This window comes from Pseudomonas sp. GV047, assembly GCF_003058245.1.
Taxonomy (GTDB): Bacteria; Pseudomonadota; Gammaproteobacteria; order Pseudomonadales; family Pseudomonadaceae; genus Aquipseudomonas; species Aquipseudomonas marginalis.
The window spans coordinates 537,124-558,841 of record NZ_QCWA01000001.1 but is presented as its reverse complement, the minus strand read 5'-3'; the positions used below and the strand labels follow the sequence as shown (position 1 = coordinate 558,841).

The window sequence follows — 21,718 nt, the reverse complement described above, 5'->3', positions numbered from 1 at the left end:
GCCCTCAGAAGCTGCGTGGCAGCTCGAGCAGGTGCTCGGCCACGTAGGACAGGATCAGGTTGGTGGAGATCGGCGCCACCTGGTACAGGCGCGTCTCGCGGAATTTGCGCTCCACGTCGTACTCACAGGCAAAGCCAAAGCCGCCGTGGGTCTGCAGGCAGGCATTGGCCGCTTCCCAGGACGCCTTGGCCGCCAGGTACTTGGCCATGTTCGCGCTGGCGCCGGCATTCGCGCCGCTGTCGTATTCCGCACAGGCGCGCCAGCGCATCAGGTCGGCCGCTTCGACTTCGATATGGGCTTCGGCGATCGGAAACTGCACGCCCTGGTTCTGCCCGATGGGCCGGCCGAACACCACGCGGTCGCGGGCGTAGGCGCTGGCCTTGTCGATAAACCAGCGGCCGTCGCCGATGCATTCGGCGGCGATCAGGGTGCGTTCGGCATTGAGGCCGTCGAGGATGTATTTGAAGCCCTTGCCCTCCTCGCCGATCAAGCTATCGAGGGGCAGTTCAAGGTTGTCGAAGAACAACTCATTGGTCTCGTGGTTGACCATGTTCGCGATGGGCTGCACGGTCAGGCCGTTGCCGATGGCCTCACGCAGATCGACCAGGAAGATCGACATGCCTTCGGACTTTTTCTTCACCTCGGCCAACGGCGTGGTGCGCGCCAGCAGGATCATCAGGTCGGAATGCTGCACCCGCGAGATCCAGACTTTCTGGCCGTTGATCACGTATTGGTCGCCACGCTTGATCGCGGTGGTCTTGATCTTGGTGGTGTCGGTGCCGGTGGTGGGCTCGGTGACGGCCATGGATTGCAGGCGCAATTCGCCACTGGCGAGCTTGGGCAGGTAGAAGCGTTTTTGCGCCTCGCTGCCGTGACGCAACAGGGTGAACATGTTGTACATCTGCCCATGCACGGTGCCGGAGTTACCGCCGCAGCGGTTCACCTCCTCGAGGATCACCGAGGCTTCGGCCAGGCCCAGGCCGGAGCCGCCGTACTCCTCGGGAATCATCGCCGACAGCCAGCCGGCGTCGGTCAGCGCCTTGACGAAGGCTTCGGGGAAGCCCTTTTCTTCGTCGATCCGGCGCCAGTAGGCCGCGTCGAATGCGGCGCACAAGGCGCGCACGCCGTCGCGGATGGCATTGAGTGCTTCGTTGTCATTCGGGTTCATCTCATGGCTCTCCGCCTGTTGTTCTTGGCTTATTCGAAATGCACTTCAGCGGTTTGCGCCAGGCCATCGGTATTCCCGGCCCACAACGCTGCCACCCCGGTGTCACTGATGCGACCGCCCACTGCAAACGGCTGCGGCGCAATCAACGGGCGCACGCCGCGATAGGCAAAGCGCCGCACGCTGGCTTCGGGATGGGCGCGGCAAAACGCGCGCAGGCTCAAGGTCGCGATCAGCGGGCCATGCACCACCAGCCCGGCGTAGCCTTCGGTGCCGGTGACATAGGGGTAGTCGTAGTGAATGCGGTGACCGTTGAAGGTCACGGCGCTGTAGCGAAACAGCAGGGTCGGCGTGGGGTCGATGGTTTCCTGCCACTCGCCCTGGGCCGGGGCCTCGCCGCTGCCCGGCTTGGGCGGCGTCGGCTCGCGGTAGACGATGTCCTGTTCTTCGCGGATCGCCAGGCGACCGTCCTGGGCATAGTCATGACGCACGGTGACAAACAACAGCGAGCCGCTGCGGCCGGTCTTTTCTTCGACCTGGGTGATGGTCGACACGCGGGTGGCCGCCTCGCCGGCCCGCAGCGGGTGCAGGAACTCGATACGCCCGCCCGCCCACATGCGATTGCGGTTATCCGCCGGCGGCAGGAAGCCGCCACGGGCCGGGTGGCCGTCGCCGCCCAGGGCGCTTTCCGGCAGCGGGTCCTGGAAGAAGCACCACTGCCACAGCGGCGGCAGGTCCGCGCCCTGCTCGGGGACGGCTTCGCCAAAGGTGGCGGCAATGCGTTTGAGCAGGTTATGGCTCAGGTGGTCGTGGGCGGTTTCGCTTTGGCCGATCCAGTCAGTGGCGCTCATCGGGTACAGGTCCTCGGGCAGTGAGTGTCTGCCCCGGATCATGCAAGCGCGGGCCCGTTCTGAGAATTTGCATTTCAATAAACCAGCGTTCGGTTATGCTGAACGCCGCATTCCAACCCGTACCGTTTGTGGCGAGGGCGCTTGCTCCCGCTGGACTGCGCAGCAGGCCTGGTTTTTTGCGGCCGCTTCGCGCCCCAACGGGAGCAAGCTCCCTCGCCACAGGTCTTCGCAAGCCTGGAGTTTTGCATGCACTTCGACCTGGCCGACCTGCGCCTGTTTATCCATATCGCCGAATCCCCCAGCCTGACCCAGGGCGCCAGGCGCGCGTTCCTCTCGCCGGCCGCCGCGAGTGCGCGGATCAAGGCGCTGGAAGGCCAACTCGACACGCGCCTGCTGTACCGCGACAGCCGTGGCGTAGAGATCACCCCGGCGGGTGAACGGCTGCTGCACCATGCGCGGTTGATCATGCGCCAGGTGGATTACCTCAAGAGTGAGTTCACCCAATACGGCGTGGATTCCGCCGGGCATATCCGCATCTTCGCCAACACCACGGCGGTCACCGAGTTCCTCCCGGAGGTGCTGGCCGGCTTCCTGTCCCAGCGCCCTGGCGTGACCGTCGACCTGCAGGAGCGCTTATCCCGCGATATCGTGCGCGGCGTGCTGGATGGCACCAGTGACATGGGCATCATCGCCGGCCCCGTGGAGGCGGCGGGTTTGCAGGTGCTGCACTTCAGCACCGACACACTGGTGCTGATGGTGCCCGTCGGCCACGCCTTGGCCGGTCAAGCCTCGGTCACCCTGGAGCAGACCCTGGCCTATCAGCATATCGGCCTGCATGAAGGCAGCACCTTGCTCAGCTTCCTGCGTGAACACGTCGAGCGGCTGGGCAAGCAGTTGTCCCTGCGTATCCAGGTGTCGAGCTTCGAGGCGATTTGCCGGATGGTCGAAGCGGGCGTGGGCATCGGCATCATCCCCGAGTCCGCCGCCGTACGGCACAGCCGCACCATGCAACTGGTGGCGGTGACGCTGGATGAGCCGTGGGCGATTCGCGAGCGCAGTATTCTGGTCAGGGAGCTTGAGGCACTGCCCGGCACCATACGGGCATTGATTGCCACGTTGATGCCGGAAACGGTCAATGCAGGGTGAGGTTGTGCTGGCTGGCGTGGTCGAGGTTGATGTGGCTCAAGCGGCCTTGATCATCGAATAACAGCCAGTCCGCCCCCAGGCGCCGCGCCTGGACTTGCGCTTGTGGCCAGTGCAGGCTGACGCAGAGCCGGTCGCTGGCGCGATGAATGAAATGCCAACGGGTCTCTTCTTCCTCCACGCCATAGCGGATCAGCAGCCAGTCCTCGAACAGGAATGGCCAGACCGTTTGATCCCACTCCTCCTCCCGCAGGTTGCCGGGCAAACGATAGCCCTTGCGCGCCCCACCCTGCTTCAGGACGAGGATCGGCGGCCCTTCGCTGTCGTACTTGATTAAGTATTGCGCCGCCTGACCGGTTGCACTGGGTAGCCCGAAATCCGCTTCTATGACATCGATTCCAGGGTCGCGACTGATCAAGCGACGCTCCGGCAAACGATAATGCCAGAGCGCCAGGATCCCGCCCATTTCCAACAGCCAGAGGTATTCGTTGTGCTGATCCGTCTCGAGGGCATGCACCCGTGCCGGTAGATCGCCCACGTGCCATAACGTTTCAAACCCACGATCGACGTCCACCACCCGCAGTTCCCGGTCACGGCCGACGGTCCAGGCAGTGCCGTCAAACACCTTGGCAAATACGTCCAGCGCCAAGACACCAAGGTCCGTGGCCGTGCGGCTTACCAGGTCCAGCTTGCTGATACGCCACAGCCGGTCTCGACGCGTCAGCGCCAAGGCCACTTGGCGGCTGCGGCCGATGACAATCTGCTGCGCCGGCACCGCAAAATGAAACAGCGTCTTGCCCTGCGCATCCACCACCATCGCGCCGGCCTCGCCCAGCCCCAACAGGTAACGCTCATCGTGCAGGGGCACGGCATCCAGGATCGGCCGATTGCCCGCCGCCGGTGCGGACCACTCCAGCGTGCTGCCCACGCGGTCCAGCGACAAAACGGCTGGACGTTTCAGCGCCTGGCCCGGCAGGTCCGCCTGAAGCAATTTATCCCGACTCATTTTGACCAGCGCCTGCAACTGATTGAAGTTCAGACGCCCGTGCCCACTGAACTGGTCGGCAAGAATCGCGTGCACGGTAGCGCCTGCCAGCCAGGCCAGGGCCGAGGATTGGGCTTTATGTTCCAGCAATGCCTCGGCCAGGGCGGCGCGCTCGCTGCCGCGCGCGGGGTCGTCACGCACGTCTTCGACCCATTCGCCGTACGCCTCCAGGGTGTCCGGCAGCAGGATGGCGCGCTTGACCAACGCGCCAATGGCCAGTCGCCCACCGGCCGCTTCGGCATTGAGCAGCCATTGCGCGGCGCGTGGGCGTTCAGCCGACAGACTCCAGATCACATCGACCGCTTGCAGCCACAATCCCTTGGCGATCAACGCTTCGGCCCACTCCAGGCGCAGGCGGTCGGCGGTTTCCGGTGATTTGGCCTGGAGCATCAACACCGCATCGCCGAAGGCATCGTCACGGCGCGCCACCAGCAAGGCGCGCTGCCAGTTCTCGGCCAGGCACAACAGGCGTACGATCACCCCAGGTGGCATATCCCAGGCCAGGGCGAGGTCGGCGGCTTGTTGATAGCGCGCGTGTTTTTCCAGGTAATCGAGGGCCTGCTGACGCTCCTTGAGCAACTCGGCGAGGATAAACACCGCTTCTTCAATGCGCCCGGCGCGGTCCAGGCGCTCATAGGTCTGGCGGTAGACCTGGCGCAGGTGCTCGGTCATCCCCTCTTCGAAGAACATCGAACGGCTTGCCCCGTTCTGCCGGTCCAGGGCCAGGTCCTGGCGGCGTTGGGGCGTTCCAAAGCTCTGCTCGTCACCGGACTGCTCACCATTCAAGGGAATGGCATGGCGCAAGGCTTCTTCGAAATTGCCGTCCTCGAACATCTCAAGCATCCGCCGCACATAAGCAGCCTGACGCTTGCCATACAACGTGGACAAACGCGAATGCAGGGTCAGGCGGGTCAGCCAGCGGCGCCATGCGGCGGGTTTGTGCTGGCGCGGTTCGCTGCGCGCAGCGATGCCTGGGGCGACCGGTGCTGTTGGCGTGCCGGCGACTGGCGTGCGCCCACGCCGCAGCGCTCGGTTCAGGCCCCATAAAAAGCCGGTCAAGAACAGCCCACCGACCAACGTCAAGCCGACCACCGCAAAAACCTGGTCGCTGCTCAGCGTCGGCATGGGTGTCAAGGGCGCGTGCTGACCCTGGTTGGCCATCCACAGCACAGCAGTCACCAGCGCCAAGGTCGCGCCAAGCTTGAGTGCCGGGAACGCGGCAGGCTCGCGTGAGCCCCACTCGCTGTTGCCAGGCGCGGTCGCTTTGGCCGGCGGGCTCTTCGGCGCATGGCGCTGACGTTCGATCAGCGCCTGCATCACCCCTTCCCGCTCCGGGCTGACGGGTCCCAGTGCCCCGCCGAGAATCTCACGCACATCGGTGACCCGCAGCGGCGGCACCGGTTCCAGTACCGGTGCATGGCAGTCGAAGGTATCCAACAGTGTGCAGGCGCTGATATCCAGCCACTGCCCAGGCGCCAGCAACTGCGCATCGCGCAACTGCAAGGCCTGCACCTGGCTGCCACGCACCAGCCACAGGTCGGCAGCCGGCAAGGCCCGCAGCTCCTGCGGGTCGAGCAACGCGGAGGACAAACCACGGCCCTGGCGCACCAGCGGCCAACCGACCAGGGTTTCGCACAACACCGATTCAGGCCGCGCGAACTGCAACACATCGCCGTCGGCAAAGCGGTAGGCACGGGCGCCGGGCTGCCAGTATTCGAGGATCAAGCCGGCGCGCTCGTGCAAATCCAAGCGGTCGCTGGAAAACCACAGCCCATCAATGTGTTGATGCCCCGTCAGCAGCGGGCGCCTGATCAGCATTCCGTCCTGTTCAAGCATGCTCACGCTCATGAGTTAACAACGCGACCTGGTTACACAGCACTTGCAGGCGCATGGCACGCTCGGGCACCGAATACACCAACAGTTCACGGGCGCTGGTGATAACGGCGACCAGGCCACTCATCGGGCAGAACGTTGCCCGCGCAATCGCTGCCGAGGTGGTGAACAGCACACGCTGCTGCCCTTCGATATACAAACCGACGGTGTACTGGTTCGGGCCCAGCAGTACCAGTGCGTGCAGTTCCTGGGGGCCAACCTCATGGTGCAGGCCGATGGCCTTCCAGCCGGGGGCCAGGTCGATCTGGGCTTTTTTCGAGGGGAAGCTGTCGTGGGTGACCACGCGCCAACGTTGGCTGCCAAGATTATCGGTCAGCAGTGCACAGCCGCCAAAGTACTGCCGCCAATAGGCGGTGCCTGCAAACAGTACCTGGCTCACGCCATTGGCCGTACCCACCGCGTAACCACCGGACCTCAGCCCATCGCCCGTAGCCGCATACACGACGACTTGCCCGCCTTCACTGCGGGCGTAGGCCAGGGTCAAGGTGTCGACCTGGGCCAGGCCGATGACATTGTCGGTGATGTCGCAGCCCTCACGCGCCGGGGCGCGGAGCACCGCGCCTTGCCAGCAGGCGAGCCGGCCCTTGCTGTCCAGCAGGTAGAGCCGTTCGCTTTTCTGACTGCGCAACCACACCGAGGGCAGGAACGTCGCGGTGCCTGGAGGAAGGTGCAGTCGTTCGGCGGGCGGTTTGTCGATCGGGGCAATGCCCGGTATGTTCCAGAAGCTCAAGGTGTTGTCACTGCTGAGCACCGCGCCCAGGCTGCGGTAGTGAAAGCTCATGCTCAACGCGCGTTGGTGGCTTGACCACAGGCGCCGACGCACCTCGAGGGATTTTTTCTGGTTCCTCGACGGCAGCTTGATCACCACCATTCCGGTTTCGTCCAGCATGCGCAGGGCGACATGGCTGCCGGAGCCTGAGATCACCGGCGGCAAGGTCAGGACCACGCGCGGCACCACACCAGTCTTGCTGGCGGGCGGTGCCTTGACCTCGTGATCGAACTGCCCTTTGAGCAATTGCACCGCGTGCTGCGCTTGCGGCATCGGCAGCAACACCCGTCGCGTCTGGCTTGCCTGCAGCTCAAACGACAGGCTACGCCCATCCAGGCTGCGCTTGACCTGGACCCGGTGGCTGCAATGCCTGGCGTCGGCGACCGGCAAGCGTTGCCCGACCATCCAGCATTCACCCACAGGACGATCCTGCGCGGCCATCCAGTCGCGCCAGGCATACCAATGGCTGTCGCTCACCCCTTCATAGGTGCGGGCGTTAAGCAGACGTTTGATCTGTGCAGGCGAATCCAGTTCATGCAACACCGGCGGACCTTGCAGCAGCCCCCAACGCAGCTCGGCGCCCGCCTCTTCGGCACGCCGCGCCAACAGCATCAGCAATGCGATATGCACCAGGCGTGCGGCCCCCAACTGCAAGGGACCGGCGTCGAACAGCACCACTATCAGGCGGTTGGCCTCACGGGCACGGTACTGGGGCGCGAGGAACATATGCTCGCCCCCGACCGCACGGCGAAGAAACTCATCGGGTACCTCCTCTGCCAGCAACCATTCACTGGAGAGCAGACGCTCATAGGGGCCACGGCGTTGCAGGTCGCCCAGGCCATCAGGCTCCGGCACACCGCCTTGTTGCCTGCCCCGCAGTGGGCCGAGCAGCGGGTTGAGACGGCCCAGCAGATCGGCGAACACCGGCAGGTGCTGGGGCGCAAACCATTCCAGCCACTGCCGCCAGGGTTGCAGGGCATCAGGCAGTTGCATCGGGCATCCCCCAGTGAGCAGCGATTCGCCGCAAATGATCGGGGCTGACGGGCAGCAAGCGATCCAGCGGCACCACGGCCTGCGGTTCACGCCACAGCAATAACGGCGAACGTTTGAAGCGTGCCGCCAGGGCCTGGCCCAGCACATCTACCGCAGCTGTCGGCTCCCAACTGGTGGGCAACCACAGCCCTGGCGCGACATCTCCCGGTGCGGCGTAGGCCACCCCGTCGACCCAGGGCAGGTCAACACCGGCGCCGGTAACCACCAGCACTTCACCGCTGGCCGTGGCTTGCAGTCGCGCAGCCTGTTCGTCCGGCAGCTGTAACAAGCGCGCGTGCAGAAGCCGAGCAGCGTCACCCCAGGCGACAGCGGCCTGCGGCTCGGTCGGCACCTGCCGTGGGCGCCAGGTCCATCGCTGCAACGCTGCACTCATGGCGTGGGCGTCAGCAGTCGCGCCAATTGCCCGCGTACCTGTCGCAACGGCTCAGGCAGGGTCTGGCTGTTGAAGTTGGCGTCAATCTCGCGCAGCAGGCCTTCCAGCGCCGGGCTCGCCGGTGGTTCGGTGCGTGCCAGGTAATCTTCGGCGGTTTCCAACAGGCGATTGAGTCGTGACATCGGCTGCAAGGTGGCTTCCTCCACCGCACTGAACAAATGACGGTTGCTGGAGGCGGCAAACAGGTCGCGCAGCACTTCACGACCGTGCTGCTGGGTTTCCTGGGTCGGCAGCACGTACAGCAGCGGCCACAGGTCGGCATCGCTGGCTTCCAGGCGCCCGCCCAGCAAGGCAGCCGCTGCGATCAGCCGTTGAGACTTGACGATGCGCCGGTCCGATAACTGAATGCCGGCTTCACGCAGGCGGCGGATAGCCTGGGCCAGTAACGGACGTACGGTGTTTAGATCGACGCTTTTCAGCGCATGGCCAAGGGTGTCCAACTGGGTCAAACCGAGCAACTGCTGCACCGGCCGCTGTTCCGACTGCCAGCCACCCGCGAGCATGGCCTCCAACTGGTTATCCGGCACCGACTCGACAAACAGGTGCAACAGGAAACGATCGCCGAACGCCGCCAGCGCTTCGTCGTCCGGCAGGCCGTTGGCAGCACCGACACACACGCGCAGCGGGCATTGGATCTGGGTGTGTCCACGGCGAAAGCGGCGTTCGTTAAGCACGCCCAGCAGGGTGTTGAGGATGGCGGTCGAACCGAGGAAGACCTCATCGAGAAAGACGATATCGGCTTCCGGCAGCATGCCGCTGACGTCGGTTTCGACGGTGCCTTCGCGCAGTTTCTTCAAGTCCACCGCACCAAACAATTCCGAGGGTTCGGTAAAGCGCCCCAGCAGGTACTCGAAATAACGCCCGCCCATGGACTGCGCCACACGCCGCACCACGGCACTCTTGGCGGTGCCAGGTGGCCCGATGACCAGGATGTGTTCCTGGGCCACGGCGGCCAATACAATCAGCTCGGCCAGTTGCTCGCGTCCGACCAGGCCTTCGGTGGCCGCACGCACGGCATGGCGAATTTGCGCGGCAGCGCTGTGCAACTGAGCAATCATGGGTGTCTTCCCTGAAACCAAAGCAAGGAATCTTGCCTGAGGCTAAGGTATTAGCAAAGCGTTGTTACATAAACCCAAGAGGAGTCAGCCCCGATGCAGCTTGAGGGATCCTGCCACTGCGGCGCCGTGACGTTCAGCCTCACCAGCGCCCACCCGTACCCTTACCAGCGTTGCTATTGCTCGATCTGCCGCAAGACCCAAGGCGGCGGTGGTTATGCGATCAACCTGGCCGGGGATGCCAACAGCTTGCAAGTGCGCGGACGCAAACAGATTTCGATCTACCACGCCCGGCTCAAACCCGAGGGCGCCAGCCGTGCCCATGCGAGTAGCGCCGAGCGGCATTTCTGTTCGCAGTGCGGCACTGCGCTATGGCTGTTCAGCCCGGAGTGGCCGGAGCTGATCCACCCGTTTGCCTCGGCCATCGACACGCCGTTGCCGGTGCCGCCGGAGCATACGCACCTGATGCTGGGCTCAAAGGCGCCGTGGGTCGAGGTCAGCGTGCGCAAGGGCGACCTGCAGTTTGAGGAATACCCCGAAGAATCCATCGCGCAGTGGCATGAACGCCATGGGCTAAGCCGTTAACAGTCTTTGACAGTTTCCCGACAAAGCTCGCAAAGATTGTTGGACGGCCCTTCCCTAGCATTCGAGCATCCAAACAGCCATTCGGGTGCTCCTCATGTTTCGCAGATTGCGCGGTATTCCGCTGCTGGGTTGCCTGCTGGGCAGCCTCGGTTGCCATGGGCAGCCGCCGGCACCGCCGCCCATTCAGAAGGGTGACTACGGCGCCATCATCCGCTACCTGCAAGCCCGCATTCCCCGAGCGATCGCCCAAGAGCATATCGCCGGCCTGTCGATTGCCCTGGTCAATGGCCAGGAGCTGATCTGGGCCCAGGGCTTCGGCCTGGCCGACAAGGCCCGGGGCGTGCCGGTCACGCCCAACACCGCATTCCGTGCCGGTGGCATTTCCAAGCTGCTCACCGCCACGGCCGCGCTGCAATGTGTGGAACAACAGCGGCTGGCGCTGGATGCGCCGATCCAGCAGACCTTGCGCGAGTTTTATGTGCGCTCGCGCTTTCATGACGACCAGGCCGCTGCCGACCGCGCTGTCACCCTGCGGCGTTTACTCAGCCACCAGTCCGGCCTGCCCAGCGAACACTTGCGTGACCTGCGCAGCACCTACGCCATGGGGCAGATGCCGATGCGCGTGTCGGGGGTTTGGCTGAGCAGCCCGCCAGGCTCGCAGGTGGCGTATTCCAACCTCGGTTATGCCCTGGTGGGCGCGGCCATCGAGCGCAGCAGCGGCAAAAGCTTTGAAGCCCAGTTGCAAAACAGCCTGCTCAAGCCGCTGGAAATGAACCAGTCGAGTTTTGTCGGCACCGCCAGCCAGCAGGCGTTCCGCGCCCTGGGCTACACGGACGGCGTTGCCAGTACCGATGCCCCGGTGCGCGACCTCGCCGCCAGCGGCCTGTGGGCCAGCCCGAAAGACCTCGCGCATTACGTGCACATGCTCTTCGCCCAAGGCGTCTACAAAGGCAACCGCGTGCTGGGCAGCGCTTCGATTGACGCGATGTTCACCCAGCAGAACACCGGCAATGCGCTGGACTTCGATTGCCAGATGGGCCTGGGCTGGTTCCTCGCCCCATGCGGTGACGAACCCGTCGGCCCCGGTATACGCACTTACCAGCACAGCGGTGGTGGCGACGATTTTGCCGCGCAGTTGAGCCTGCTGCCCGACCAGCAACTGGCCGTGATCATCATGGCCAATGACAGCAACGCCGAAGACCTGGTGGCCGGCCTGGCCACCGACACCCTGCGCCTGCTGCTCCAGGCGCAAACCGGCCACGCGGTCTGCGCCGACGACTGCCAGGCGCCCAGCCACGGCCTGAAACTGCGCCACGTACCGGCCGCCATTGACCGCAAGCGCCTGGCCGGCTTCTACGCCACCGCCTGGGGCGTGTTCCGGATCAAGGATGACGATCAGCGGCTGTCGGGCGAGTTGGCCGGCTACACCTTCGAATTATTGCGCGACGACGATGGCTGGTTGCGCGCGCAGAAGAAAGTGCTCGGCTTCTGGTTCAAGGACCTCGGCGAACTGGGCCGCGTGCAACTGGACGTGATCAGCGTGCAAGGCCGCCAGATGCTCACCGCCCGCAGCCACGGCCAGCGCGTGGCTATCGGTGAGCGCATCGAACCGCCGCCCTTGCCCTCGGCCTGGGCCGACACCATCGGCACCTATCAAGTGCTCAACACCCATGAGCCCGACGCGCCCCTGAGCGGCATCAGCGTGCGCCTGGAAGACGGCTTCCTGGTGATTCGCGGCCAACTGCACGACGAACCGCTGACCGACTACATCCTGCTGCCGATCGACAACGCCCATGCCGTCCTCGCCGGTAACGGCTACGGCCTGGGCGATACGGTGAGCCGGCAGATCAACGGTCTCAGCGCTTCGGGCTACGCCTTCAAACGCACTCGAGCCCCTTATAAACCCTTGGCCTTCTAACCCCCATATGGAACCCTTTATGCGCTCAACCCCCCTGTACCTGTCGCTCTCCTCACTGTGCCTGCTGGCCGCTGCCGACCGCGCAATTGCCGAAGACTGGCAATACAGCCTCAAGGCCGGCATGGCCAACGTGCCCCGCTACAGCGGCAGCGATGAACGCATGACCGCGCCGGTGCTGGGCGGCAAAGTCGTCAGCCCCTGGGGGATCTTCCTCGACACCGACAAAGGCCTGGGCTGGGGCTATGAAGGCAACGCCTTGAGCTTCAGCACCTATATCGGTGCCAGCCATTCACGCAAGGACAAGAATCAAAGCCTGCACGCCGGCTCGAAGCGGCTCAAGGGCATGGGCGAGATCAAGGCCCGCCCGCAGGTGGGGGTGAGTGCCAGCTATAACTTGGGTGGCGTGATTGCCGGCGCGACCCTGGAACACGCGCTCAAGGAAGATGACCACAAAGACAGCGGCAAGGCGTTCACCCACCTGGAGCTGAGCCTGGGCACCACGCTCTACGACGGCCGCTACGGATCGGTCGATGCCAGCCTCAACAGTCACTTTGGTGACCGCAATTACCTGCAGACCTGGTACGGCGTGACCACCGACCAGGCCGCGCAAAGTCGCTTCAAGGCCTACAAGGCCGGTGCGGGCAACATCAGCAATGGCATGAATCTGGTGTGGAGCCTGCCGATCAGCGAGCACATCCAGTTCTCGACCCTGCTGGATGTGCAATACCTGGCGGATGACGCGGGCAAGAGCCCGATTGTGGAGCGGCGCTTGCAGACCTCGGTGATGGGGGTGTTGGAATACACCTTTTGACCGGGTAAGCCCGTCAGAAAATGTGGGAGAGGGCTTGCCCCCTCCCACATTTGCCTCCCACTGTTCTCCGGATACTTATTCGGCAGACGCCCACGTCATGCGAAACGACGCCCCGCCCCACTCCGAATCCATCACGTGCACGTGCCCGCCATGCCACTGCGACACCCGTTGCACCAGCGCCAGGCCGAGGCCGAAGCCGCCGGTGCGGCGGTCGCGACTGGCATCCAGGCGCATGAAGGGCTGGAAGATCCTGGCCCGGCCTTCCTCAGGCACGCCGGGGCCGTCGTCACACACACGCACTTCGTAGCCCTCGCCGAATTTCACCAGCGACACCTCGACCCGGCGCTCGGCATAACGGATGGCATTGCGCAGCAGGTTGATCACGGCGCGGGCCATGAAGCGCGGTTCGATCTGGATAACGTCGACCTCGCAGGTGCGCAACGACAACTGGATGCCGGCCGCCTCCGCTTCCAGCGCGACGCTGCCGATCACGCTGTCGAGCCAGCTGTGGGCCTCGATGCGCTCGCGGGTGACCTGGGTGGCGCCGCGCTCCAGGCTGGCGTAGGTGAGCAGTTCGGACACCATCTCCTCCAGCTCGCCGAGGTCGGCGTACATATCGGCGATCAATTCGCCCCGCTGGTGCGGGTCGGCCTGTTGCTTGAGTTGGTCGAGTTCGAACGATAACCGTGCAATCGGCGTACGCAGCTCGTGGGACACCGCATTGGTGAGTTCGCGCTGGTTGGCGATCAGGCTTTCGATGCGCTCGGCCATCTGGTTGAAGTGCCCGGCCAGCGCACGCACGGTGGAGCTGCGCGGCAGCAGGATGCGTGAGCCGAGGTCGTTGTCGCCGAAGCGCTGCGCGGCCAGGCGGATATGTTCCAGGTCGCGCCAGTGCGGGCGCACCCAGAAATACAGGACGATGGCCAGGCACAGCCCGAGAAAACCGTAGGCCCACAGGTATAACCACTTGGGCTCTTCCGGCAGTTTGATTTCCAGCAGTTGCGTGCCACCGTCGATGCCCGTGAGAAACTCCATGAAGTCGCCGCGCACCACCAGCAAGCCCTGCTCCAGAAGCTTCTGTTCGCGCTCGGTGAGGGCCTGGGCATCCTTTTGCACCAGCTTCAGGCGCAGTCCGTAGTGGGACTGCAACTCGGCCAGCCGTGCAGCGCGCTGTTCCACGGGCAACGGCCGCAGTTGCTCCACCAAGCCGTATGCCGGGCCACGCATGGCTTCGCGGTTATAGGTCTCGTTGGCTTCGGGGAGCAGTTCGTCGAAGGTGTAGTTGACCAGCCAGATCGCCCCCGCCAGGCCGATTGCCAGAATCACATACAGGCGCAGAAACAGGCGCAGCATCTAGACCTCCCACGCAAACGGATTGAACAGATAACCCTTGCCCCAGATGGTCTTGATGCACACCGGCTCACGGGGGTTGTCGTTGAGCTTGCCGCGCAATTTGCTGATGTACACGTCGACGCTGCGGTTAAGGCCGTCGAAAGCAATGCCGCGCATGCGGTTGAGGATGTCGTCGCGGGAAAGAATCTTGCCCGCGCTGCTGGCCAGCAACCACAGCAGTTCGAACTCCATGGTGGTGAGGTCGATCTGCTCGTCCCCCAGGCTGACCACCCGGCAACTGCGGTCAATCGCCAACCGGCCGAACGCGAGGGCGCCGCGCACCGTCGGCTCGGGCGCCTGGCGACGTTGCAGGGCGCGCAGGCGTGCAAGCAGTACCGGCGGCTTGATCGGCTTGATCACATAGTCGTCGGCACCCGACTCCAGGCCGAGGATGTGGTCCAGGTCGTCTTCCTTGGCTGTGAGGATCACAATGGGGGTATCGGACACCGTGCGGATTTCGCGACACACATGCAGGCCACTTTGGCCAGGCAGCATCAGGTCGAGCACGACAATCTTGGGTTTGAAGTCGAGGAACGCCGCCAGGGCTTCATCGCCACGGTGCACCACGCGCACCTCAAAGCCATGCTGTGACAGAAAATGCGCGATCAGCCCTGCCAGCTTCTCGTCGTCCTCAACGAGCAGGACCTTGCCCAGACCCAGGTTTTCCATAAGTTCTCAGTGTGCAAAGGCGGATTGAAGAGCGGGCATTATAGGTGGCAAGCTGGGCAACTAAAGCAACTGGCCAGTTGGTGCCGACGAAGCTTCATGCTTTTAAGAGTTTTTAACAAATAGCCTGCACTTTTTAACGCCATCTACAGGGAGTTGTATGCGCAAGGATTACCTGGCGTTCTTCGTTTCGCTGTTCCTGTCGCGGCTGGCGGACCAGATCCTGTTGTTTATCGTGCCACTGATCGTGTTCCAGACCACCCACAGCGTGTCCTGGGCCGGGCTGGCGTTTTTCGTCGAATCACTGCCGCGCTATCTCGCGTTTCCGGTATGCGGGGCGTTGTGCGACAAGTATTCGCCGGTGCGCATCCTGCATATCAGCCAGGTTTACCGGGCACTGGCCTGTGTGGTGGCGGTGGCGTTGTATGGGATGTTCGACGGTATCTACTGGCTGGTGCTGCTGTCGGCGTTATGCGGGGTACTGACGACCCAGGGCATCATGGCCCGCGAAGTACTGATGCCCCATGTCTTCCAGCAGTACAGCTATGCCAAGACCCTCTCCTACTCGCAGATCGCCGACCAGAGCGGCCTGGTGCTGGGGCCGCTGGTGGCCGCGCTGATGCTGGCGGTGTGGGCCTGGCACTGGGTGGTGCTGGGGATTGCCGGGCTGTTTGTGCTGGCGGACCTGGCGATGCTGGCCTGGCAGCGTAAAACCACGGCAAGCCTGGACACCCATCGGCAGCACCGGGATATCTGGCTGCAGCCGCTGCGCATCGCCTTCGGGCATATCCGTCACCTGGCGGAACTGAAGCGGATCATTACCCTGGCGGTCGGTGTGAACCTGATCATCGGGGTGACGCTGGCCACCTCCGCCGCCATGGTCACCGGGCTGTACGCCGCCGACAAGGACACCTATGCCCTGCTGCAGGCGGCCGGCGCGGGGGTGACCATTGCGATTCTGTTTTACCTGGCACGCTCCACCCTGCCCCTGAAAGTGCTGGGCGGACTGTCTTACTCGATGATCGGCGCCGGCGCGTTGATCATGGCGCTCAGTCCCAACCTGTGGGCATACACCCTGGGCTTCCTGCTGGTCACCGGCTTCGACAAGATGTTTAACGTTTACCTGCGCAGCACCCGCCAGCGGGTCATTCCGGTGCAGGACTTCGGCAAGACCGTGGGCGTGATCACCTTGCTCAACAACCTGCCCCAGCCGCTGGCCGGCCTGGTGATTGCACTGCTGGCGGCGCCCTTGGGCACGCAAGCGGTGATCCTGCTGCTGACCGGGATCACCGCCTTGATCGGCGTGGCCGTGGCCTCAGGCTGGCACGCCACTGTGAAAGCGGAACTCGATATCGGGTGATTCGATCAGCTCCTGCTCGGCCGCCCTCACCCGCTCGATCACCTGGGCGATGTCCTTGGCGTCGCCGTACTGGTAGGCCAGCTTCAGGTAACCCTGGAAGTGCCGCGCCTCGCTTTTCAGCAGGCCGAAGTAGAACTTGCCGAGTTCTTCGTCCAAATGCGGCACCAGGGCTTCGAAACGCTCGCAACTGCGGGCTTCGATAAAGGCGCCGACCACCAGGGTATCCACCAGCTTGACCGGTTCGTGGCTGCGCACCACCTTGCGCAAACCGGAGGCATAGCGCCCGGCGTGCAGTTGGCGCAATTCCACCTTGCGCTTCTTGATCAGGCGCATGACCTGCTCATGGTGCACCAGCTCTTCCCGGGCCAGTCGCGACATCATATTGATCAGGTCAACGTGGGCGTGGTACTTGGCGATCAGGCTCAGGGCGGTGCTGGCCGCTTTGAATTCGCAGTTCTTGTGGTCGATCAACAGGGTGTCCTGATCGGCCAATGCGGCCTGCACCCAGGCGTCGGGGGTTCGGCAACCGAGGAATTCGTGGATTTCGGGCAGGTTCATCGGGCTCACGGGCAAAGGATCACAAAAGGCCGCCGATTATACCCACCGCACCGCAGACCACCAGCCACCGGCCTTGATGTGCATCAACATGACGTCTGGCGGGCAGCAACTATAGTTGTTCCACGCCCACCCTTTTGGAGATCCGATCATGCAAGCCATTCGCAGCATCCTGGTGGTCATCGAGCCCGCGCACTCGGAAAGCCTGGCCCTCAAGCGCGCCAAGCTGATCGCAGGGGTCACCGGCGCGCACCTGCACTTGCTGGTCTGCGACAAGAAACACGAGCATTCGGCGCTGTTGAGCCTGCTCAAGGCCGGTTTGCAGGAGGACGGTTACAGCGTGACCACCGAACAGGCGTGGAATGAAAGCCTGCATGACACCATTATCGACGTGCAGCAGGCCGAAGGCTGTGGGTTGGTGATCAAGCAGCACTTTCCCGACAGCCCGCTCAAAAAGGCGCTGCTGACGCCGGCGGACTGGAAGCTGTTGCGCTTGTGCCCGACGCCGGTGTTGCTGGTCAAGACGTCCACGCCTTGGGCGGGCGGGGTGATTCTGGCGGCGATCGATGTGGGCAACAACGACGGGGAACACCGCGAGCTGCATCACGCGATCATCGACCATGGCTTCGACATCGCCAGCCTGGCCAAGGCGCAGTTGCATGTGATCAGCGCCCATCCGTCGCCGATGTTGTCGGCGGCGGACCCGACGTTCCAGCTCAAGGAAACCATCGAGGCGCGTTATCGCGAGCAGTGCAAGGCGTTCCAGGCGGAATTCGATGTGGACGACGCGCACCTGCATGTCGAGGAAGGCCCGGCGGATGTATTGATCCCCCACCTGGCCCACACATTGAAAGCGGCCGTGACCATCATCGGCACCGTGGGGCGCACCGGCATTTCCGGGACGTTGATCGGCAATACGGCGGAGGTGATCCTGGATGCGGTGGACAGTGATGTACTGGTGCTCAAGCCGCAGACGTTGATGGATCACCTGGAAGAACTGGCGACCAAGGCCTGACGCCGATCCCCCTCCCACAGTTGGATGTGTGTCGTCAGTCAGCGAGCGCGTCTTTCAGGAACCCCGGGGCGATATAGCGCTGGTAATGCGCCTCGGAGAGGATAAAGAACTCACGGTCGATGGCATCGCGCAGTTCCGGCAAGGCCCAGTCGCGAAACTCCGGCAACAGCACCATGCCGTACGCCTCCAGGTTATTGATCACCCGCGCGCCGCGGGCAATCAGCTGGTACGCCCAGCAGTACTCGGACTGGTGCGGCACGAAACGGATCTTGCGTTGCTCCAGTTGGCCGCGCAGGGTCTTGGGGTCGAAAATCTCGAGCTTGCCGGCCATCACCTGCACCAACAGTTGCTCCAGCCGCAGCCAGACCGCACGTTTTTCTTCCTCGTTATAGCCATTCCACTGGATCACTTCGTGGTGGAAACGCTTGCAGCCACGGCACACGAGATCGCCGTAGACCGTGGAGCACAGGCCGACGCAGGGGGTCTTGATGGTTTGGTTGGACATGGGCAACGACACGCAAATCAGCGAAACAGTGCGCCATGTTAGCCCTTTGTCTAAGGTTGATCACCCAGCAAACTTGGTGATGCAACTTACCTTTCGAAATTTTTTGCCGTAGAATCATCCGGCCTTGTAAGGCGCCAATAATCCGCTGGAAGCTGTTTTCAAAGCGTCACGAGCACAGTCGTTCCTTCAGAACGGTGTTGGCGATGGTTATTACCCGGTAGGTAATGATCAGCGCCAACCCTCATCAGCTCCGTTCTGCAGGCGTAAAACTTTGAAAGCAGCTTCTGTAAGGAATGCCGGCAGCGCTGGCTTTGCGGCCCAAAAAGCCCCCGAGCGCATGCGTGCCGTTCATTTCTGGATGAGCGTCCCGTGGGACCACTGATGAGGGTAATAACTGTGCTTGAAGCCTACCGCAAACATATCGAAGAGCGTGCAGCACTGGGTATCGTTCCCCAGCCGCTTAATGCCGAACAAACCGCAGGCCTGGTTGAGCTGCTGAAGAATCCTCCGGCTGGCGAAGAAGAATTCCTCGTTGACCTGATCACCAATCGCATTCCACCGGGCGTTGACGAAGCTGCCTACGTCAAGGCCGGTTTCCTGTCTGCCCTGGCCAAGGGCGAAGCCACTTCCCCCCTGATCGACAAGAAACGCGCGGTTGAACTGCTCGGCACCATGCAGGGCGGCTACAACATCGTGACGTTGGTCGAGCTGCTGGACGACGCCGAGCTGGCGCCTGTCGCGGCAGCCCAACTCAAGCACACCCTGCTGATGTTCGATGCGTTCCACGACGTCGCCGAAAAAGCCCGCAACGGCAACGCGCACGCCAAAGCCGTGATCCAGTCCTGGGCTGACGGCGAGTGGTTCCGCAACCGTCCGACCCTGGCCGACAAGATCAGCCTGCGCGTGTTCAAGGTCACCGGCGAAACCAACACCGACGACCTGTCCCCTGCCCCGGACGCCTGGTCCCGCCCTGACATCCCGCTGCACGCCCTGGCCATGCTGAAAATGGCACGTGAAGGCATCGTGCCGGACGAGCAAGGCAAGACCGGCCCGATGAAGCAGATCGAAGAAATGCGCGGCCAAGGCTTCCCGATCGCCTACGTCGGTGACGTGGTCGGTACCGGCTCTTCGCGTAAATCCGCGACCAACTCGGTGCTGTGGTTCTTCGGCGACGACGTTCCCTACGTGCCGAACAAGCGCGCCGGCGGCTTCTGCTTCGGCAGCAAGATCGCTCCCATCTTCTACAACACCATGGAAGATGCCGGCGCGCTGCCGATCGAATTCGACGTGACCAACATGAACATGGGCGACGTGATCGACCTGTACCCTCATGCTGGCAAAGTCTGCAAACACGGCACCGACGAAGTCCTGACCACCTTCGAAATGAAGACCCCGGTCCTGCTCGACGAAGTTCGCGCCGGCGGCCGTATCCCGCTGATCATCGGCCGTGGCCTGACCGACAAGGCGCGCGCCGAGCTGGGCCTGGGCCCTACCGACCTGTTCAAGCTGCCTGAAGCACCGGTCGACACTGGCAAGGGTTTCACCCTGGCCCAGAAGATGGTCGGCAAGGCGTGTGGCCTGCCGGAAGGCAAAGGCGTTCGTCCAGGTACCTACTGCGAACCGAAGATGACCACCGTGGGTTCCCAGGACACCACCGGTCCGATGACCCGTGACGAACTGAAAGACCTGGCGTGCCTGGGCTTCTCGACCGACCTGGTGATGCAGTCCTTCTGCCACACCGCGGCCTATCCGAAGCCGATCGACGTGACCACCCACCACACCCTGCCTGACTTCATCATGACCCGTGGCGGTGTATCGCTGCGTCCAGGCGACGGCATCATCCACAGCTGGCTGAACCGCATGCTGCTGCCGGATACCGTCGGTACCGGTGGTGACTCCCACACCCGTTTCCCGATGGGCATCTCGTTCCCGGCCGGTTCCGGTCTGGTCGCCTTCGCCGCCGCCACTGGCGTCATGCCGCTGGACATGCCGGAATCGATCCTGGTGCGCTTCAAAGGCAAGATGAAACCTGGCATCACCCTGCGTGACCTGGTTCATGCCATTCCTTACTACGCGATCCAGGCTGGCCTGCTGACCGTAGAGAAGAAAGGCAAGAAAAACGCCTTCTCCGGCCGCATCCTGGAAATCGAAGGCCTGAACGACCTGACGCTGGAGCAGGCTTTCGAGCTCTCCGACGCCTCGGCCGAACGTTCGGCTGCCGGTTGCACCATCAAGCTGTCGAAAGAATCCGTCACCGAGTACCTGAACTCCAACATCACCCTGCTGCGCTGGATGATCGGCGAAGGCTACGGCGATGCCCGTACCCTGGAACGTCGTGCTCAAGCGATGGAAGCCTGGGTCGCCAACCCGGAACTGATGGAAGCCGATGCCGACGCGGAATACGCCGAAGTCATCGAGATCGACCTGGCCGAAATCAACGAGCCGATCCTCTGCGCACCGAACGACCCGGACGATGCCCGTCTGTTGTCCAGTGTTGCCGGCGAGAAGATCGACGAAGTGTTCATCGGTTCGTGCATGACCAATATCGGTCACTTCCGTGCTGCCGGTAAGTTGCTGGAGCAGGTCAAGGGTCAGTTGCCAACTCGTCTGTGGCTGTCGCCGCCGACCAAGATGGACGCTCACCAGTTGACCGAAGAAGGCTACTACGGCATCTACGGCAAGGCTGGCGCGCGCATGGAAATGCCGGGCTGCTCGCTGTGCATGGGTAACCAGGCACGTGTAGAGCCGAACTCGACCGTGGTATCGACGTCGACCCGTAACTTCCCGAACCGCTTGGGTGACGGCGCGAACGTCTACCTGGCTTCGGCTGAGCTGGCGGCAGTCGCGTCCACCCTGGGTCGCCTGCCGACCGTCGAAGAGTACATGGGCTACGCAGCGAAACTGGACACCATGGCCAGTGACGTCTACCGCTACCTGAACTTCGACCAGATCGCCGAGTTCCGCAAAATCGCAGCAAGCGCCAACATCCCGGTGATCCAGGCTTAACGGTGTGTTGATGTGAAGGACGCCGCGTATCGCAAGGTACGCGGCGTTTTTTTATGCCTGGAATACCAACACATTCAGTTGATCCCTTTGCTAATGACCCACCGCCATCGGGAGCAAGCCCCCTCCCACAGTTTTGACCGCGCCAGGCGACCTTATACCCTCAACCACACCACCGTCTGATCCTGAGAATGAGCTGACTGATGCACACCGATCCAAATGTGGGAGGGGGCTACACCCCGATGACCTTATACCTTCAGCTGCGCCACCGTCTGATCCTGAGCCTGAGAATGAGCCGACTGATGTACATCGCTCCAAATGTGGGAGGGGGCTTGCCCCCGATGAGGGAGTGTCAGTTGATGCATCTGCCACTGACCCACCGCCATCGGGAGCAAGCCCCCTCCCACAGTTTCGACCGCGCCAGGCGACCTTATACCCTCAACCACACCACCGTCTGATCCTGAGCCTGAGAATGAGCTGACTGATGCACACCGATCCAAA

General features: G+C 63.1%; 17 protein-coding genes. 7 read left to right on the top strand and 10 right to left on the bottom strand.

Features of this window, described 5'->3' with window-relative positions; genetic code table 11:
- Nucleotides 1-4: 4 nt before the first annotated feature.
- Nucleotides 5-1,168, bottom strand: a complete 1,164-nt coding sequence (locus C8K58_RS02580; protein ID WP_108572901.1) for an acyl-CoA dehydrogenase family protein — start codon at nucleotides 1,166-1,168, stop codon at nucleotides 5-7.
- A gap of 29 nt (nucleotides 1,169-1,197) precedes the next feature.
- The gene (locus C8K58_RS02575; RefSeq protein ID WP_092356872.1) at nucleotides 1,198-2,016 is read right to left on the bottom strand and encodes a MaoC family dehydratase N-terminal domain-containing protein; all 819 of its coding nucleotides are present in this window, start codon (nucleotides 2,014-2,016) and stop codon (nucleotides 1,198-1,200) included.
- A gap of 246 nt (nucleotides 2,017-2,262) precedes the next feature.
- On the opposite strand from C8K58_RS02575, the gene C8K58_RS02565 reads away from it, so the two are divergent.
- Nucleotides 2,263-3,162 carry a LysR family transcriptional regulator gene (locus C8K58_RS02565; protein WP_108572897.1) on the top strand — a complete coding sequence of 300 codons (900 nt, stop codon included), beginning with the start codon at nucleotides 2,263-2,265 and terminating at the stop codon, nucleotides 3,160-3,162.
- Here C8K58_RS02565 and C8K58_RS02560 read toward each other — a convergent pair.
- The 4 genes from C8K58_RS02560 to C8K58_RS02545 are packed head-to-tail and all read right to left on the bottom strand — an operon-like array spanning nucleotide 3,149 to nucleotide 9,410.
- Nucleotides 3,149-6,040 carry a bpX6 domain-containing protein gene (locus C8K58_RS02560; protein WP_108572895.1) on the bottom strand — a complete coding sequence of 964 codons (2,892 nt, stop codon included), beginning with the start codon at nucleotides 6,038-6,040 and terminating at the stop codon, nucleotides 3,149-3,151. The two genes, C8K58_RS02565 and C8K58_RS02560, sit on opposite strands and share 14 nt — an antisense overlap.
- A complete protein-coding gene (locus C8K58_RS02555; protein WP_027608538.1) occupies nucleotides 6,033-7,859 on the bottom strand; it encodes a hypothetical protein in 1,827 nt (608 codons plus the stop codon). The genes C8K58_RS02560 and C8K58_RS02555 overlap by 8 nt, the downstream gene beginning before the upstream one ends.
- On the bottom strand, nucleotides 7,846-8,292 hold the full coding sequence (locus C8K58_RS02550) for a hypothetical protein (protein ID WP_027608539.1): 447 nt from the start codon (nucleotides 8,290-8,292) through the stop codon (nucleotides 7,846-7,848). The genes C8K58_RS02555 and C8K58_RS02550 overlap by 14 nt, the downstream gene beginning before the upstream one ends.
- The gene (locus C8K58_RS02545) at nucleotides 8,289-9,410 is read right to left on the bottom strand and encodes an AAA family ATPase (RefSeq protein WP_027608540.1); all 1,122 of its coding nucleotides are present in this window, start codon (nucleotides 9,408-9,410) and stop codon (nucleotides 8,289-8,291) included. The genes C8K58_RS02550 and C8K58_RS02545 overlap by 4 nt, the downstream gene beginning before the upstream one ends.
- Before the next feature lie 93 nt (nucleotides 9,411-9,503).
- Between C8K58_RS02545 and C8K58_RS02540 the strand changes: the two genes are divergently transcribed.
- From C8K58_RS02540 to C8K58_RS02530, 3 genes are all read left to right on the top strand, one after another.
- On the top strand, nucleotides 9,504-9,992 hold the full coding sequence (locus tag C8K58_RS02540; RefSeq protein ID WP_027608541.1) for a GFA family protein: 489 nt from the start codon (nucleotides 9,504-9,506) through the stop codon (nucleotides 9,990-9,992).
- A gap of 94 nt (nucleotides 9,993-10,086) precedes the next feature.
- Nucleotides 10,087-11,910: a serine hydrolase gene (locus C8K58_RS02535; RefSeq protein WP_108572893.1), complete on the top strand. Its 1,824-nt coding sequence runs from the start codon at nucleotides 10,087-10,089 to the stop codon at nucleotides 11,908-11,910.
- 19 nt (nucleotides 11,911-11,929) lie between these two features.
- On the top strand, nucleotides 11,930-12,721 hold the full coding sequence (locus C8K58_RS02530) for a MipA/OmpV family protein (RefSeq protein WP_108572891.1): 792 nt from the start codon (nucleotides 11,930-11,932) through the stop codon (nucleotides 12,719-12,721).
- A 75-nt stretch (nucleotides 12,722-12,796) separates the two neighbouring features.
- Here the strand turns inward: C8K58_RS02530 and C8K58_RS02525 are convergent, their stop codons facing one another.
- Both C8K58_RS02525 and C8K58_RS02520 read right to left on the bottom strand, forming a co-directional pair.
- Entirely contained in the window at nucleotides 12,797-14,074 is a 1,278-nt protein-coding gene (locus tag C8K58_RS02525) for an ATP-binding protein (RefSeq protein ID WP_027608544.1), read from the bottom strand.
- The gene (locus C8K58_RS02520) at nucleotides 14,075-14,782 is read right to left on the bottom strand and encodes a response regulator (protein ID WP_065928008.1); all 708 of its coding nucleotides are present in this window, start codon (nucleotides 14,780-14,782) and stop codon (nucleotides 14,075-14,077) included.
- A gap of 157 nt (nucleotides 14,783-14,939) precedes the next feature.
- Here C8K58_RS02520 and C8K58_RS02515 point away from each other — a divergent pair, with 157 nt between their 5' ends.
- Nucleotides 14,940-16,139 (top strand): MFS transporter, encoded by a 1,200-nt coding sequence (locus C8K58_RS02515; protein ID WP_027608546.1) that lies wholly within the window; start codon nucleotides 14,940-14,942, stop codon nucleotides 16,137-16,139.
- Here the strand turns inward: C8K58_RS02515 and C8K58_RS02510 are convergent.
- Complete coding sequence (locus tag C8K58_RS02510) at nucleotides 16,095-16,697, bottom strand: tRNA-(ms[2]io[6]A)-hydroxylase (protein WP_027608547.1); 603 nt, start codon at nucleotides 16,695-16,697, stop codon at nucleotides 16,095-16,097. The genes C8K58_RS02515 and C8K58_RS02510 overlap by 45 nt on opposite strands.
- A gap of 148 nt (nucleotides 16,698-16,845) precedes the next feature.
- On the opposite strand from C8K58_RS02510, the gene C8K58_RS02505 reads away from it, so the two are divergent.
- Complete coding sequence (locus tag C8K58_RS02505; protein WP_108572889.1) at nucleotides 16,846-17,709, top strand: universal stress protein; 864 nt, start codon at nucleotides 16,846-16,848, stop codon at nucleotides 17,707-17,709.
- Between the two features lie 34 nt (nucleotides 17,710-17,743).
- On the opposite strand, the gene C8K58_RS02500 is transcribed toward C8K58_RS02505, so the two are convergent.
- Nucleotides 17,744-18,214, bottom strand: coding sequence for a DUF1289 domain-containing protein (locus C8K58_RS02500; protein WP_027608549.1), 471 nt, complete (start codon nucleotides 18,212-18,214; stop codon nucleotides 17,744-17,746).
- A 396-nt stretch (nucleotides 18,215-18,610) separates the two neighbouring features.
- Between C8K58_RS02500 and acnB the strand changes: the two genes are divergently transcribed.
- Complete coding sequence (gene acnB, locus C8K58_RS02495; RefSeq protein ID WP_027608550.1) at nucleotides 18,611-21,220, top strand: bifunctional aconitate hydratase 2/2-methylisocitrate dehydratase; 2,610 nt, start codon at nucleotides 18,611-18,613, stop codon at nucleotides 21,218-21,220.
- The last annotated feature ends 498 nt before the right edge of the window (nucleotides 21,221-21,718 follow it).